This is a genomic window from Sphingomonas larreae (assembly GCF_051400595.1).
Taxonomy (GTDB): Bacteria; Pseudomonadota; Alphaproteobacteria; order Sphingomonadales; family Sphingomonadaceae; genus Sphingomonas.
In genome coordinates, this window is record NZ_JBLFFI010000001.1 from 1118245 (window position 1) to 1132636 (window position 14392).

Sequence of the window (14392 nt, forward strand, 5' to 3'; positions counted from 1 at the left end):
TGCGTACGGAGCGGGCCCCGGCAGCGATGCCGGGGCCGTTTCGCGCGCGATCAGATGATGCCACCGCCAAGCATCAGGCGCAGCCCGAAGATCAGGATCAGCACGAGGTTGAGGTTGCGCCCGGTGTTGCGCGACGACAGCGCGCCGATAGCCGCGCCGACCACCGCGATCGGAATGACGAACCAATAGCCCCAGGCGAGGAACGGCAGGAACGGCACGATGCCGAGCAGCAGCGCGACGAGACCGATCAGGATCGAGAACAGGTTGAGCATGCGCCTGAGGTGGCGACGACAGGGGTGTGTTACAAGAGTGAGGCGGTGGCGCTATCGGGTGGGTAGGCGGTCGGCCCGCAGACGACCGGCCGCCGATGACGGCACCGCCTCAAAACCTCTCCCCTCTGTTCCCCTCCGCAAAACCTCGCCGTATCCCGGACCAAGCCCAGGATGACGGAAGATGAGGAGCGTTCCAGGGGTTCGCCGGGGTATGCCACTGGCCAGAGCGCTTTAGGGTCCGTGCGCGACAAGCCGGCTCGACACCCGCGGCGCCGTGGCGCCTCGGTCGAGCCCGGACCTACGGTTAGGGCCTCGCTCACAAGCCTCCTGTGGCGAAAGGACCACGCTCATCGCCGCAGTCCTCGCGTCCGCCATCTCTCCCCCGATTTCCTTACGCGTCGAAAAGCATTAGGGCGGCGCGATGAACTCCCTCCTTCTTGTCATGGCGGGTGGCGCGATCGGCACCGCCGCGCGCTACCTGACCGGGCGCGCGATGACCGCGACGCTCGGACCCGACTGGCCCTGGGGCACGCTGACGGTCAATCTCGTTGGCGGGCTGCTGATGGGGCTGCTCGCCGGCACGCTCGCGCGGCTCGGCGGCAGCGAGAGCTGGCGCCTGCTGCTGGGCGTCGGCCTGCTCGGCGGCTTCACCACCTTCTCCGCCTTTGCGCTCGACGCCGCGACGATGATCGAGCGCGGCGCGCTGCTCGGCGCCTTCGGCTATGCTTCGGTGTCGGTGACGGGTGCGATCGCCGCGGTGTTTGCCGGGCTCGCACTGGCGCGGGTGGCGGCATGAGCGAGGGCGTCCGCCAGTTCACCGTCGCGCTCGACGATGACGGGATCCGCGTCGATCGCTGGTGCAAGCGCCACCTCGACGGCACGAGCTTCACCACGGTCGCCAAATGGGCGCGCACCGGCCAGCTCCGCCTCGACGGCGCGCGCGTCGGCCCGGGCGATCGCGTCCAGGCCGGGCAGGTGCTGCGCGTGCCCCCGCCCGAGCCGGTCCGTAGCGACGAGAAACCGGTGCGTCAGCGCGCGCCGCTGAGCGACGACGAGATCGCCTTCGCGCGCGAGCTGGTGATCCACCGCGACGCACAGGCGCTGGTGCTCAACAAGCCGCCCGGTTTGGCGACGCAGGGCGGCACCAAGACCACCACGCACGTCGACGGCCTGCTCGACGCCTTGCAGGACGAGGCGCAGGGCCGGCCCAAGCTGGTCCACCGGCTCGACAAGGATACGTCGGGCGCGCTGCTGGTGGCGCGCACCACGCGCGCTGCGGCCTTCTTCGGCAAGGCCTTCTCCAGCCGCACCGCCAAGAAGGTCTATTGGGCGCTGGTGGTGGGCGTGCCGTCGATCGACGACGGCATGGTGGAGCTGCCGATCGCCAAGCAGCCCGGCACCGGCGGCGAGAAGATGCATGTCGACGAGGCCGAGGGCCAGCCCGCCCGCACGCGCTACCGCGTGATCGAGCGCGCCGGCAATCGCGCCGCCTGGGTCGAGCTTCAGCCTTTCACCGGGCGGACGCACCAGCTGCGCGTCCACATGGCGGCGATCGGCCATCCAATCGTGGGCGACGGCAAATATGGCGGGCCGGCGGCGTTTCTCACCGGCGGGATCAGCCGCAAGATGCACCTCCACGCGCGCCGCATCCGCGTCGATCACCCCGACGGCGGCGAGATCGACGTCACCGCCGAGCTGCCGTCGCACATGGCGGAGAGCATCGCATCGCTCGGCTTCGAGGCGATGGCGGGTGACATGATGCCGCTCGACGAGCGCGCGCCGCCGACACGCGAGGAGAAGAAGGCGCGCGCGCGGGCACATGCCAAGACGGTACGCAAGGAGCGCCGCGGCGAACGGCGGTTGCGCTCGGGGCGGTGAGGCGCGCTGCCCGCCGTCGCGGACGCGCGCGCCAACCATCCCGCGCTTAAAGGCTGCCGCGCAGCTGTAGCCCGACCCAGCGCGGGATGCCGGGTTTGTACTGGTTCCACGAGGGCCGCAGGCTGTTGTCGACGTCGAACAGGTTGCGCACCAGCAGCGCGACGTCGAAACGTCCCGCGCCGAGGCCGAGCCCGGCCGAGACATCGGTGATCCCCCAGGGGTGGGTCTTGGTATACCTCGACAGCGTCGTGTCCGCGAAATAGCCGCTTTGGAAATTATGGTTCACGTCGACGTGGAGCACGCGCCCGTTGGCGACCGGATAGGAGAAGTCGCCGAACAGATTGCCGCTCCACCGTGGCGCGCCGGGCAATGCAGTGCCGGAGGCGTCATGGTACGGCCCGGCGGGATTGTCGCCGCCGAGCTCGCCCGGATTGGGCGCGCGCGGGAAGGAGCGATAGCGCGCATCGGTATAGGAACCGGCGAACCGCAGCGTCGTATAGGGGATCGCGAACAGCGCCACGTCCAGCTCCACGCCCTGGCTGCGGACCTGCGGCACATTGCTCAGCGCGGCGCGATAGGCGGGCTTGCCGTCACGGTCGAGCGCGGTCTGAACCGGATCATAGACGAAGCCGGGCTGGATATAATCGCCGATGTTCTCGTGGAACGCGGTGGCGCTCGCCTGAAGCCTGTGCGCCAGCGCGATCGTGCGCACGCCGAGCTCATAGGCGTCCACCCGCTCGGCCGCGACCGGCGCCGACGTGCCGCCCGCGCTGGTCGCGCCGACGATCTGCGCGACGCCGGGCTTCTCGCCGTGGCGATAGGAGGCGATCAGCGTGTGCTGCGCGGTCAGCTTGTAGCTCAGCGCCAGGTCCGCGGTGGCGAGCGTACCGCGATACGGCGCGGCCTCGGCGCGCTGGTAGAGCGCGCCGATCCGCCCGGCGCGCACCGCCTTGGCGGCGCCGAGCTGCGCGCGCTGCGGCATCGTCAGCGCACCATAAGAAGCCGCACCGAAATACTTCTGCGCGACGCGGTCGGCGAGCGCGCGCTGTGTGGCGTCGTTCGCGTCGGTCAGATTGCCCGCCGCATCGCTGTCGAAGCCGCCCAGCACGACGTCGTTGACCCGCGCCGGGTCGAGCTCGGCGGCGAACCCTTCGGACTGGATGAAGCTGCGCGCGTGGCTGTGCCGCGTCTCGCGTGAGAGGCGCGCACCCGCGTCGAGCGTCAGCCGGTCGGTCGCGTCCCAACTGAGATGCGAGTAAGCCGCCAGCGTGCGATTGAGATAGCGCTCCTCGCGCCGCGTGATCAGCCCGTCGGCGGCGTTGAGCAGCAGCACGCGCCCGGCCGCGTCGGCGGCATCCGGCAGCGCGGGGTTGACCGGATCGAGCAACGCATAGTCCTTGGCGTTCGCGTACCACGCGCCCGCGTCCGAGCCGTAGCGTTCGGTCTGGCTATAGTTGGGGAAGGTGCCACGATAGGCGAACAGCCCGCCGCGATAGCGCAGATGATCGAGCGGGCGCGCGTCGAGCCGCAGTTCCTCGCTCCATTGATGGAAGCTGGTCTGCGTGCCGCGCGGCGCGCGCAGCCACTCGAACTGGGTGTGTGAGCCCGCCCCCTGTGAAAAGTCATAGTCGCGCCATGCGGTGATCGAGCGCACCACCGTCTCCGGCGCGAGCGTCAGCTTGATATCGGCCGAGGCGCCTTTGGTCGCATAGGTGTTGGGGTACTCGCCGACGGTGTTGATCGCCTTGGCGAGATAGTCGCCCAGCGTATAGTCGCTTTTCTGCCGGAACCAGCGCCGGTCCAGCTTGCCGGCGGCGTCCTCGGCATAGTCGACCAGGGCCGGCTTGCGCGTGGCGGGGTCGATCCAGTCATAGCTGGGTGGGGTCATCAGGTTGAAGGCGAAGCAATTCTCGCAGATCTCGCGGCCGGTCGGCGTATAGTCGGCGATCAGCCGCGCCTCGATCCCGCTGGTCGGGGTCACGAGCAACTGCGCGCGCACGTTGGTGCGATCGGTGTTGCGCCAGGTGTAATGCGTGTCATTGCGGTTCTTGTACGGGCCGTCGCCCTGCTCGCGGTTGATCGAGATCCGGTAGGCGAGCAGGTCGTCGACGATCGGCCCGCCCAGCACCGCGGTGGCGACCAGTGCGTTGCGTTGACCATAGGTGACCGCCGCGGCCGCTTCGGGGGTGAAGCTTGGCGCGCGGGTGCGGATCACCACGCGCCCCGCATCGGTGGCACGCAGCCCGTCGCTGCCGGTCGGGCCGCGCACCACCTCGACGGTCTCGACGTCGAGATAGTTGCTGAGCGCGGATATCGCGCTGATGCCGTGGCTGACATCGTCCACCGCGACGCCGACGCTGGGCTCGAGCACCCCCGCCCCCGCGGCCCATCCGATGCCGCGCACGAAGATCGACGCGGTGTTGGGGTTGTTCCACGACGTACGGACGTTGCCGATGCGGTTGACGATATCGCGGAAGTTGTTGACCTGGAACTTCTCGAGCTCTTCCCCCGTGACCACGGAGGTGGAGCGCGGCGCATCCTTGAGCCGCACCGCGGTGACGGTGATCGCGACGTCCAGCCCGCGGTCACCGCCGCGGTCACCGCGATCATCGGGCGCCTCCGGTGCAAGCGGTGGGGACGGCGGCGGGGCGGCGGGCGATGCTTGTTCCCCTGGCACGGCCGCGCTGGCGCGCGCAAGCGCGGCGCGGAGCTGCTCCACCTCGGCGCGCAAGGCGGCATTGCTGCGCCGGAGCGAGTCGGCGCCCTGCGCGACCGCAGGACACGCCGGCAGCGTCGCCACGCCGGCGAGCAGCAACGCCTGCCAGCGCCGGCCCGGTCGCACGGTGTTTGAACCACGTCCTCGCGTCATCACAGCAACTCCCCGATCTCGCGACCGACCGCTCGCTCGCCTGCGAGGATCGACGCCAAGGACGAACCGTCCTTTTCCGACGGGGATGATATGACTGCGCCAAGATGATCGAAGGTAGTTTTTCTGTGATACGTGCGAGTTCTTAGCAGTGCACCGTGATAACTCTTCCTCCGCCGCGCCTTACTTGCAACCTCACCCAAAGTGGGTCATTGCAATGGAGAAGCGCAGGCGCGTGCTGTGCTACCTACTCGGCGTCAGATCCGATTACAGTTGGCTCGTGGTGCAACGAACACCGGAGCCCGGCATCGAAGGGTTGACGCTCGTGGCTCCGGACGCCTGCGCCCGCAGGTGCACGCCGTCGTCCAAACCAGGTGAAGCAATCCCCTGGATCTGATCCACTTCATCTGAACCGCTGGCGTGCTCCAGCGAACGCACGGTTCGGTTCGGCGGATCAGCCCTTAGCGAGGCTCAGCGCCCGCTGACCGGCGATGACCGAAAAGACATCGAGTCTGAACGAGGACGCGACGAGGCGCCCCGCGGCACGAGCCACCGGGCGCCGGCACGGGTCAGCGATGGCGGAGGAGCGCGGCGCCGCTCAGAGCGTGCGGCCGGTCGCCAGACCCCAGGCAGCGTAGATCGACAGCGTCGCGGTGAGCGCACAGGTCGCGCCGAACAGCACATAGGCGACATAGTTCAGGACCGGCGGGTTGGGCCGCGCGAGCTTGCGGTTGTGCGACGCGCCCGAGAGCACGAAGCTCAGCAGCATGCCATAAGTCAGTGCAACGGCTTCCAGCATTCCCCAACACCCTCGTGATCGGTGATCGACGCGGTCGCCCCCCGACGCCCGCGCTCGGCTTAACCATATTCGTTCCTTCCTACGAAGAGGTTAACACGCGATCCGCCGCGGTGCGGCCACGCCTGGCCGTGCCGCTGGCGAGCCATCGCGAGGGTGGCGCTCGGGGGCGGGTTGCCGCTAAGCGCAACGGCATGTCCCCACGTCTCGCCGTGTTCGACTGCGACGGCACGCTCGTCGACAGCCAGGCCAATATCTGCCGCGCCATGGAAGCCGCGTTTGCCGGCGCCGGGCTTGTGGCACCATCGCGTGACGCGATCCGCGGCATCGTCGGGCTCAGCTTGGTCGAGGCGATGGCGGTGCTCGCTCCCGCCGCGCCGCCCGCGCAGCACGCCGCGCTCGCAGCGGCGTACAAGCTCGCCTTCCAGCGCATGCGCGAATCGTCCGCGCTCGACCCCGAACCGCTGTACGACGGGCTGGTGGCGGCGCTCGACCGGCTCGCGGCGGACGGCTGGCTGTTCGGCGTGGCGACGGGCAAGTCGGATCGCGGGCTGGCCTATCTGCTCGCCCACCACCATCTCGCCGATCGTTTCGTCACGTTGCAGACCGCCGACCGGCACCCGTCCAAGCCGCACCCCTCGATGCTGCAGGAGGCGATGGCGCAGGCCGGCGCGACGCCCCATATGACCGTGATGATCGGCGACACCAGCTTCGACATGGCGATGGCGCGCGCCGCCGGGGTACGCGCGGTCGGGGTCACCTGGGGCTATCACCGCGAGGACGCGCTGCGCGCGGCGGGCGCCGACGCGATCGCGCGGCGCTGCGCCGACCTGCCGGACTGCGTGGCATGACCGCGCCGACGGATCCGGCGTTCGCGCGCTGGCTCACGATCGCGGGGGTGCGGCTGGCAACGAGCTTCGGCGCGATCCTCGGTGTGGTGCTGCTCGCGCGCGCGGCGACGCTACCGACGCGACTGCTGGGCGCGGCGATCGTGCTGTCGGCGCTGTGGGTGATGGCGACGGTGCCGCGCGCGCTCGCGCACAAGTGGCGGAGCGACGCGTGAAGCGGTTCTGGACCGAGGTGACGATCGACGCCGACCGGGTCGTGCGGCTCGACGACCGGCCGGTGCGCACCCCCGGTCGCGCGCCGCTGGCGCTGCCGACCGACGTGCTCGCCGCCGCTGTGGCGGAGGAGTGGCGCACGGTCGGCGACAGCGTCGATCCGCGTGCGATGCCGCTGACCGGGCTCGCCAATGCCGCGATCGACCGGATCGCCCCGGTTCGCTCCGAGTTCGCCGCGGGCCTGGCGCGTTACGGCGAGAGCGATTTGCTCTGCTATCGTGCCGACGGCCCGGCCGAGTTGGTGGCCCGGCAGGCGGCGGCGTGGGACCCGCTGCTCGACTGGGCACGCCAGCGCTACGACGTGCATCTCGAGGTGACGACCGGGGTGATGCACCGTCCCCAGCCAACGACGACGCTGGCGCGGCTCGGCGAGGCGATGGCCAGCCGCGACGCCTTCGCGCTGGCGGGCCTGTCGCCGATCGTGACCGTCACCGGCACGCTGGTCGGCGCGCTCGCGCTGGCGGAGCGCGCGGTTGACCCGGCGACGCTGTGGGCGGCGGCGATGGTCGACGAGGCGTGGCAGGCGGAACAATGGGGCGAGGACCCGCTCGCGGTCGCGGCGACCGCCGCGCGCCGGCGTGACTATGACGCAGGGGTGCGCTTCCTGGCGGCGCTGTAGCGCGAAGGCCGCTCTCTCGGCCGCGTAGAGCCCCTTCTTTAGAGCCTGATACACCCAAGCCGAACCGTGCTCCCGCGCAGGCGGGAGCCTAGAGCAACAAGCGGGTACGGTGGTGGCCCTGGGCTCCGGCATTCGCCGAAGCACGCCGGCGGTTTAGATGAGGTGGATCAACTCCGGTGCGATGCTTCGCGCCTGTGGCACCATGGATCCCGGCTCCAGCCTGAAATGACGGACAGGCAGAGGCCGCCAACAGGCTCCGTGGCTCAGTCCTTCACCCCGCCGGCGTGCGCAGCTTGCGAATGAAGCCGATCAGCCCGGTCTGCCGCGAGCGCTTGAGCCGCTCCGCCGCCAGCACCGTCTTCACCTTGGCGAAGCAGCTGTCGACGTCGTCGTTGACCAGGACATAATCATAACCGTCCCAGTGGCTGATCTCGGCATCGGCGCGCGCCATGCGGCGGTCGATGATCTCCTGCGCGTCGGTGGCGCGGCCCTCGAGCCGGCGGCGCAGCTCCTCCATCGACGGCGGCAGGATGAACACGCGTACCACGTCGCCGCCCGCGATCTGGTGGAGCTGCTGCGCGCCCTGCCAGTCGATGTCGAACAGCACGTCCTTGCCCGCCGCCAGCATCGCCTCCACCGGCGCGCGCGGCGTGCCATAGCGTTGGTCGAACACGTGCGCCCATTCGAGGAACTCGTGATTGGCCGCCATCTCGCGGAACCGCTCGAGCGAGACGAAATGATAGTCGCGCCCGTCCTCCTCGCCGCGCCGGATCGCGCGCGTCGTGGCGGACACGGACAGCGACAGCTCGGGCTCGGTCTTGAGCAGCATCCGCGCGATCGTCGACTTGCCCGCGCCTGACGGCGAGGAGAGCACGAACAGCACGCCGCGGCGCTTCATGTGGTGCGGGTCGGCAGGGGCGGCGGAATCCATGCCGGCTGATGCCCCGCGCGGTCGCGGCGCGTCAAGGCAAAGCGTTGACGCGCCGCCCTCGTCGGCGCCGCTCAGCGTATCAGCCGCGCCGCATGCCAGTCGAGCTGCGCGCCCATGAAGGTCGATACGAACAGATAGGAATGGTCGTATCCGGCGCGCATCCGCAGCTCGAGCGGGATGCCCGCGGCGGCGCAGGCCCGGGCGAGCAGCTCGGGGCGGAGCTGCTCGGCGAGGAACGCGTCGGCGTCGCCCTGGTCGACCAGCAGCTCGGGCACGCGCGCGCCCTCCTCGATCAGCGCCACCGCGTCGTGGCGACGCTGCGCCGCGGCGTCGTCACCGAGATAGCGGTCGAGCGCCTCGCCCCAGGGCACCTGCGTCGGCGCGACGATCGGCGCAAAGGCGGAGACCGCGCGGAAGCGGCCGGGGTGGCGCAGCGCCACCGTCAGCGCGCCGTGGCCCCCCATCGAGTGACCCATGATCGACTGACGCGTCATGTCCGCCGGAAAGGCGTCCGCGACCAGCGCGGGCAGCTCCGCGGTGACATAGGACCACATGCGGAAGTGCGTCGACCAGGGCGCCTCGGTCGCGTCGACGTAGAAGCCTGCGCCTTTGCCGAAGTCCCAGCGGTCCTCATCGGGCACGTCGTCGCCGCGCGGGCTGGTGTCGGGCGCGACGAAGATCAGCCCGTGGCGCGCGCAATGCGCGCGATACTCACCCTTGTCGGTGACATTGGCGTGGGTGCAGGTCAGCCCGGACAGGTACCATACCACCGGCAGCGTCGCGCCGGGCGCGTGATCGGGGACATAGACCGAGAAGGTCATGTCGGTGCCGGTGGCGCCGCTGCGATGCCGGTACACGCCCTGCGTGCCGCCGTGTGCGCGCGCGGTCGAAACGATGTCCATGCTCGCTCCTCAGTCAGGCGACACGGTGCGTCGCGCAGATCTTGTTGCCCGCCGGGTCGCGCAGATAGGCGAGGTACAGCTCGCGCCCGCCGGCGGCGTGGCGCACGCCCGGCGGCGCCTCGATCGCGGTCCCGCCGCTCGCCACACCGGCGGCATGCCACGCCTCGACCTGCTCGGGCGAGCTCGCGCGGAAGCCGAGCGTACCGCCGTTGGCGTGGCTGGCGGGCTCGCCGTTGATCGGCCGGGTGATGAGGAAGCGACCGCCATCGTGCGCATAGACCAGTCGCCCCCGCTCATCGATCACGCCGGGCGCCATGCCGAGCGCACCCAGAGTCGCGTCGTAGAAGGTCTGGGCGGCGGCGATATCGTCGGCACCGAGCATGACGTGGCTGAACATGAGACTTCTCTCCTAAGCTCCTCCCCACTTGGCGGAGAGGGCGATCGCCTATGGCATTTCGTACAGCTTCGCTCGCCCCATGCCGTCCCGTCATCCCGGGCTCGACCCGGGATCCATGGTACCGCGGACGCAGAAGCCCTTGTTCTCGCGGAAACATGGATCCCGGATCAGGTCCGGGATGACGGCGGGCGTGAAGCGGCCGGTGCATCGAACCGTCATAGGCGACAGCCCTGCCGCACCAGCGAGAGTTATCTGGCTCAATACACCACCACGCTGCGGATACTCTCGCCGGCGTGCATCAGGTCGAAGCCCTTGTTGATCTCGTCGAGGCTGAGCCGGTGCGTGATCATCGGGTCGATCTGGATCATGCCGTCCATGTACCAGTCGACGATCTTGGGCACGTCGGTGCGGCCGCGCGCGCCGCCGAACGCGGTCCCCTTCCACACCCGCCCGGTGACGAGCTGGAACGGGCGCGTCGCAATCTCCTTGCCCGCCTCGGCGACGCCGATGACGATCGACTCGCCCCAGCCGCGGTGCGCGCTCTCCAGCGCCTGCCGCATCACCAATGTGTTGCCGGTGCAGTCGAACGTATAGTCGCCACCCCCGTCGGTCAGCGCGACCAGATGCGGGACGAGGTCGCCCACGTCCTTCGGGTTGACGAAATCGGTCATGCCGAAGCGGCGGCCCCAGTCCTCACGGTCGGGGTTGATGTCGACGCCGATGATGCGGTGCGCGCCCGCCAGCTTGGCGCCCTGGATCACGTTGAGCCCGATGCCGCCGAGCCCGAACACGATCACCGTGGCGCCCGGCTCGACCTTCGCGGTGTTGACCACCGCGCCCACTCCGGTGGTGACGCCGCAGCCGATATAGCAGCTGGTGTCGAACGGCGCGTCGGGGCGGATCTTCGCCACCGCGATCTCGGGCAGCACGGTGAAGTTCGAGAAGGTCGAGCAGCCCATGTAATGGTAGATCGGCTGGCCCTTGTAGCTGAAGCGTGTGGTGCCATCGGGCATCAGCCCCTTGCCCTGGGTCGCGCGGATCGCGGTGCACAGGTTGGTCTTCTGGCTGAGGCACGACTTACACTGGCGGCATTCGGGCGTGTAGAGCGGGATGACGTGATCGCCCGGCGCTACGCTGGTGACGCCCGCGCCCACCTCGCGCACCACGCCGCAGCCCTCATGCCCGAGCACGCTGGGGAACAGCCCTTCCGAGTCGAGCCCGTCGAGCGTGTAGGCGTCGGTGTGGCAGATGCCGGTGGCCATGATCTCGACCAGCACCTCGCCGGCCTTGGCACCCTCAAGGTCGAGCTCGACGATCTCGAGCGGCTGCTTGGCCTCGAACGCGACGGCGGCGCGGGTCTTCATGGGCGGTCTCTCCGTCTGGGGAAAGCGGGTGTGTATGCCGCGGGGAGGGCGGCTTCAACCTTGGCATGTGGCGGCCGGCTCCTCCCTCCCTGACAGGAAAGCGAATGTCGCACGCTCTTCTGCCGCCCGCCCCGCCCCGCTACACCGCGCGCATGACCGACACCCCCCGCCCCCTTGCCGGCCTGCGCGTCCTCGAGCTGGCGCGCATCCTCGCCGGCCCCTGGGCGGGCCAGCTGCTCGCCGATCTCGGCGCGGACGTGATCAAGGTCGAGCGTCCCGGCGCTGGCGACGACACGCGCCATTGGGGGCCGCCGTTCGTCACCGATGCAAACGGCGCCGATCGCTCCGCGGCTTATTACCACGCGTGCAACCGCGGCAAACGCTCGGTCGCGGTCGATCTCGCCACCCCGGAGGGACAGGCACGCGTCGCCGCGCTCGCCGCCGGCGCGGACGTGGTGATCGAGAACTACAAGGTCGGCGGCCTCGTCCGCTACGGGCTCGATCCCGCCACGCTGCGCGCGCGCCATCCGCGGCTGATCGTCTGCTCGATCACCGGCTTCGGCCAGACCGGCCCTTATGCCGCGCGCGCCGGCTACGACTTCATCGTCCAGGGCATGGGCGGCATGATGTCGATCACCGGCGAGCCCGACGGCGCGCCGCAGAAGACCGGTGTCGCCACCGCCGACCTGTTCACCGGCGTCTACGCCACCGTCGCGATCCTGGCGGCAGTGCGCGCGCGCGACGCCGCCGGCGACGGGAGCTGGAGCGGGAGCGGTACGCATATCGACATGGCGTTGCTCGACACGCAGGTCAGCGTGCTCGCCAACCAGGCGCTCAACTGGATGGTGGGCGGCTCGGTGCCGCGGCGGATGGGCAACGGCCACCCCAATCTCGCGCCCTATCAGAGCTTCCCGACGAGCGACGGCGACCTCATCGTCGCAGTGGGCAACGATCGCCAGTTCGCACGACTGTGCGCGGTGCTCGCGATCCCGGCGCTGGCCGAGGACGTCCGCTTCGCCACCAACCCCGCACGCGTGGCGAACCGCGCCGCCTTGCTGCCGCCGCTGATCGAGCGGACGTTGGGCTGGACCAGCGCCGCCCTGCTCGCCGCGCTGGAGGCCGCGGGCGTGCCGGTCGGGCCGGTCAACCGGATCGACGAGGTATTCGCCGACCCACAGGTGGTCGCGCGCGGGATGCGGCTGGCGGTGGAGGGGATGTCGGGCTTGGCCGCGCCGATCGTCTACGACGGCGTGCGCGCGGTTGCCGGCCGCGCCAGCCCGCGACTGGGCGAACATGACGAGGCCGATTGGGCGTAAGGACGATGCCCTTGGCCCCTCAGTCGCGGTCCTGAACTCGTTTGAGGAACCACGGTGCCGCGTACCCCATGTCGGCGGTTTCTGCGGGGCAGGCGATCCTGATACTAGTTCAGGATCACGCCGACAGTGGGGATTGGCTTGAACACATAGCTGCGGGCAGCGGGCCGCGCCGCCCGCTCCGACCGGGCGGGGGCCGGAGCCCCCGCCCTCGCTCTCACGCCCGCGGCGGCACGCCCGCGCGGGTGGCACGATGCCGGTCATACGCCTTCTTCGCCACATAAGCGCCGCCCAGCGCCATGCCGAGCGGCCCCATCCGCGTCACCGCGCGCGTGGCGAGCGCCCCTACCATGGCGCCGCCGACGCCGCCGCGGCCGTCGCGCCGGTCGAGTTCGCGCCCGAGCAGCGCGCCGATGATGGTCTTGATCATGCTTTCACCCTCTCTGAAATGGTGTCACCGAGCGTCTCCAGCCCCTTCAGCACGCCCCAGCCGACCGCATAAGTGACAGCGACCGGGAGGACGAGCTTGAGGACATTGGCGGTGATCGCGCCGTAGAGTGCGCCGTCCGCCGCGCTGTCCTCGCCGGACATGGCGTCGATCGCGCCGCCGATCAGCGCGCCGATCGTGGTAGCAGCCATGTGGAAGACCCTCGTTATGTGCGCCACATCAATGCGGCGCGACCGCCGCGGTTCCTTGCCGCCCTCCGGACATTGCGCGGCATCCATCACTGCGCCGCTATCGGCCGCTGCGCTCACGGAGAGTTTGCGGCGGCATGTCGACGCATACGGAAGCTTGGGGCGATCACACCGGGCGCGGGCGGAGCCTGGCTCCCACGCCGATCGATGATCTCGTCCACCCTGGCGCGCCCGGCGCATCGAAGCGACGTCGCGGCCGGCGTTATCGCGTTTCCGCACCAGGAGTCGCGCCACGGTCAGCCGGCGGTGTGTCACTCCCCCTTGCAGGGGATCAAGCCCGCAGGTCGGCGAGCGAGTCCGGCAGCCGCAGGAGCGCGGAACAGCGCTCCCCGGCTCAGCGCAGGTAGGTGAAGAGCGAGAGTTGCGACAGCTTGGAGAAGCTCGCCTGGGTCGCCGACAGGATCGTCATCGTCTTCGACAATTCGGTGTACACCTCGGTGACATCGGCGTCCTCGACCGTCTTGCGCAGCTCGGCGCGGTCGGTCTTGGCGTTGCTCAACAGATTCTGCTGCAGATCGACCCGCGCCGCGCGCGCGCCGACCGAGGCCTGCACCACCGACACCTGGTCGCTCGCGGTCTTGAGCGAGTCGATCGCGTCGCGCGCCTTCTCGCCGGTCGGCTCGCCGTTCTGCATCGCGGTGGCAAGCGCGGACAGCATCGCCAGCGTGTCGCCCTTGCTCGAGGTGAAGATGCGCGCCGACGTCTCGGTCGGCTGGATCGACAGGCCGTTCTCCCCGATCGGGATTTCCGACAGGCTCGCCGCCGTGTTGTAGGTGAAGGTGCCGTCCTTGTTGTCGATCACCGCGGGCTGGCCCGAGGCGCTGCCGAACAACGGCTGGCCGCGCAGATCGTTGGTGTTGCCGAGCGACACCAAGGTGGCGATCACCGACTTGAGCTGGTCGCCGAGCACCTTGCGATCGGAAGCGCCGAGCGTGTCGCTCGCGGCGCGATTCACCAGCTCGGTCGCCTGCTGCATCTGGTCGGTGATGGACGCGAGCGTGCCGTCGGCCTGCTGGAGCAGCGACGCCGCCACATCGAGATTGGTGCCGAACGCGGCGGCGTCGGCGTCCTTGCGGTTGAACTCGGCGATCTGCTGCGCCACCGCGACATTCTCGGACGGCGAGCTGTACTTCTTGCCGGTAGCGATCTGCGTCTGCAGCTTGTTCGCGCTGGCCATCAGCGCGCTCATCCGGGCGGCGGAACGATCGTACAGGAGGTTGCTGGAGATCTGCATGGC

At 69.8% G+C, this 14392-nt stretch carries 16 protein-coding genes; 6 read left to right on the plus strand and 10 right to left on the minus strand.

Annotation, left to right across the window (positions count from 1 at the left end; genetic code table 11):
- Positions 1 to 50: 50 nt before the first annotated feature.
- Positions 51 to 272 (minus strand): hypothetical protein, encoded by a 222-nt coding sequence (locus ACMGDM_RS04935; protein WP_436802986.1) that lies wholly within the window; start codon positions 270 to 272, stop codon positions 51 to 53.
- A 421-nt stretch (positions 273 to 693) separates the two neighbouring features.
- Here ACMGDM_RS04935 and crcB point away from each other — a divergent pair, with 421 nt between their 5' ends.
- Positions 694 to 1068 (plus strand): fluoride efflux transporter CrcB, encoded by a 375-nt coding sequence (gene crcB, locus ACMGDM_RS04940; protein WP_436802987.1) that lies wholly within the window; start codon positions 694 to 696, stop codon positions 1066 to 1068.
- Positions 1065 to 2150, plus strand: coding sequence for an RluA family pseudouridine synthase (locus tag ACMGDM_RS04945; RefSeq protein WP_436802988.1), 1086 nt, complete (start codon positions 1065 to 1067; stop codon positions 2148 to 2150). The genes crcB and ACMGDM_RS04945 overlap by 4 nt, the downstream gene beginning before the upstream one ends.
- Before the next feature lie 46 nt (positions 2151 to 2196).
- On the opposite strand, the gene ACMGDM_RS04950 is transcribed toward ACMGDM_RS04945, so the two are convergent.
- A complete protein-coding gene (locus ACMGDM_RS04950) occupies positions 2197 to 5019 on the minus strand; it encodes a TonB-dependent receptor (protein ID WP_436802989.1) in 2823 nt (940 codons plus the stop codon).
- Positions 5020 to 5614: 595 nt separating this feature from the next.
- Positions 5615 to 5815 carry a hypothetical protein gene (locus ACMGDM_RS04955; RefSeq protein WP_436802990.1) on the minus strand — a complete coding sequence of 67 codons (201 nt, stop codon included), beginning with the start codon at positions 5813 to 5815 and terminating at the stop codon, positions 5615 to 5617.
- Positions 5816 to 6006: 191 nt separating this feature from the next.
- On the opposite strand from ACMGDM_RS04955, the gene ACMGDM_RS04960 reads away from it, so the two are divergent.
- Genes ACMGDM_RS04960 through ACMGDM_RS04970 form a run of 3 tightly spaced genes read left to right on the plus strand, consistent with a single transcriptional unit; the run spans position 6007 to position 7552 of the window.
- Positions 6007 to 6663 carry an HAD-IA family hydrolase gene (locus tag ACMGDM_RS04960; protein ID WP_436802991.1) on the plus strand — a complete coding sequence of 219 codons (657 nt, stop codon included), beginning with the start codon at positions 6007 to 6009 and terminating at the stop codon, positions 6661 to 6663.
- Complete coding sequence (locus ACMGDM_RS04965) at positions 6660 to 6875, plus strand: hypothetical protein (protein ID WP_436802992.1); 216 nt, start codon at positions 6660 to 6662, stop codon at positions 6873 to 6875. Before ACMGDM_RS04960 ends, ACMGDM_RS04965 begins: the two co-directional genes overlap by 4 nt.
- Positions 6872 to 7552 (plus strand): ATP12 family chaperone protein, encoded by a 681-nt coding sequence (locus ACMGDM_RS04970; protein WP_436802993.1) that lies wholly within the window; start codon positions 6872 to 6874, stop codon positions 7550 to 7552. Before ACMGDM_RS04965 ends, ACMGDM_RS04970 begins: the two co-directional genes overlap by 4 nt.
- A 271-nt stretch (positions 7553 to 7823) precedes the next feature.
- On the opposite strand, the gene gmk is transcribed toward ACMGDM_RS04970, so the two are convergent.
- The 4 genes from gmk to ACMGDM_RS04990 form a co-directional block, all read right to left on the minus strand.
- A complete protein-coding gene (gmk, locus tag ACMGDM_RS04975) occupies positions 7824 to 8483 on the minus strand; it encodes a guanylate kinase (RefSeq protein WP_436802994.1) in 660 nt (219 codons plus the stop codon).
- Positions 8484 to 8554: 71 nt separating this feature from the next.
- Positions 8555 to 9385, minus strand: coding sequence for an S-formylglutathione hydrolase (gene fghA / locus ACMGDM_RS04980; RefSeq protein WP_436802995.1), 831 nt, complete (start codon positions 9383 to 9385; stop codon positions 8555 to 8557).
- A 13-nt stretch (positions 9386 to 9398) separates the two neighbouring features.
- Positions 9399 to 9782: a VOC family protein gene (locus tag ACMGDM_RS04985; RefSeq protein ID WP_436802996.1), complete on the minus strand. Its 384-nt coding sequence runs from the start codon at positions 9780 to 9782 to the stop codon at positions 9399 to 9401.
- Between the two features lie 257 nt (positions 9783 to 10039).
- A complete protein-coding gene (locus ACMGDM_RS04990) occupies positions 10040 to 11146 on the minus strand; it encodes an S-(hydroxymethyl)glutathione dehydrogenase/class III alcohol dehydrogenase (protein WP_436802997.1) in 1107 nt (368 codons plus the stop codon).
- 152 nt (positions 11147 to 11298) lie between these two features.
- Here ACMGDM_RS04990 and ACMGDM_RS04995 point away from each other — a divergent pair, with 152 nt between their 5' ends.
- A complete protein-coding gene (locus ACMGDM_RS04995) occupies positions 11299 to 12462 on the plus strand; it encodes a CaiB/BaiF CoA transferase family protein (protein ID WP_436802998.1) in 1164 nt (387 codons plus the stop codon).
- Between the two features lie 214 nt (positions 12463 to 12676).
- On the opposite strand, the gene ACMGDM_RS05000 is transcribed toward ACMGDM_RS04995, so the two are convergent.
- The 3 genes from ACMGDM_RS05000 to ACMGDM_RS05010 form a co-directional block, all read right to left on the minus strand.
- Entirely contained in the window at positions 12677 to 12889 is a 213-nt protein-coding gene (locus ACMGDM_RS05000; protein WP_436802999.1) for a hypothetical protein, read from the minus strand.
- A complete protein-coding gene (locus ACMGDM_RS05005; protein WP_436803000.1) occupies positions 12886 to 13188 on the minus strand; it encodes a hypothetical protein in 303 nt (100 codons plus the stop codon). Before ACMGDM_RS05005 ends, ACMGDM_RS05000 begins: the two co-directional genes overlap by 4 nt.
- A gap of 301 nt (positions 13189 to 13489) precedes the next feature.
- The gene (locus tag ACMGDM_RS05010; protein WP_436803001.1) at positions 13490 to 14389 is read right to left on the minus strand and encodes a flagellin N-terminal helical domain-containing protein; all 900 of its coding nucleotides are present in this window, start codon (positions 14387 to 14389) and stop codon (positions 13490 to 13492) included.
- Between the last annotated feature and the right edge of the window lie 3 nt (positions 14390 to 14392).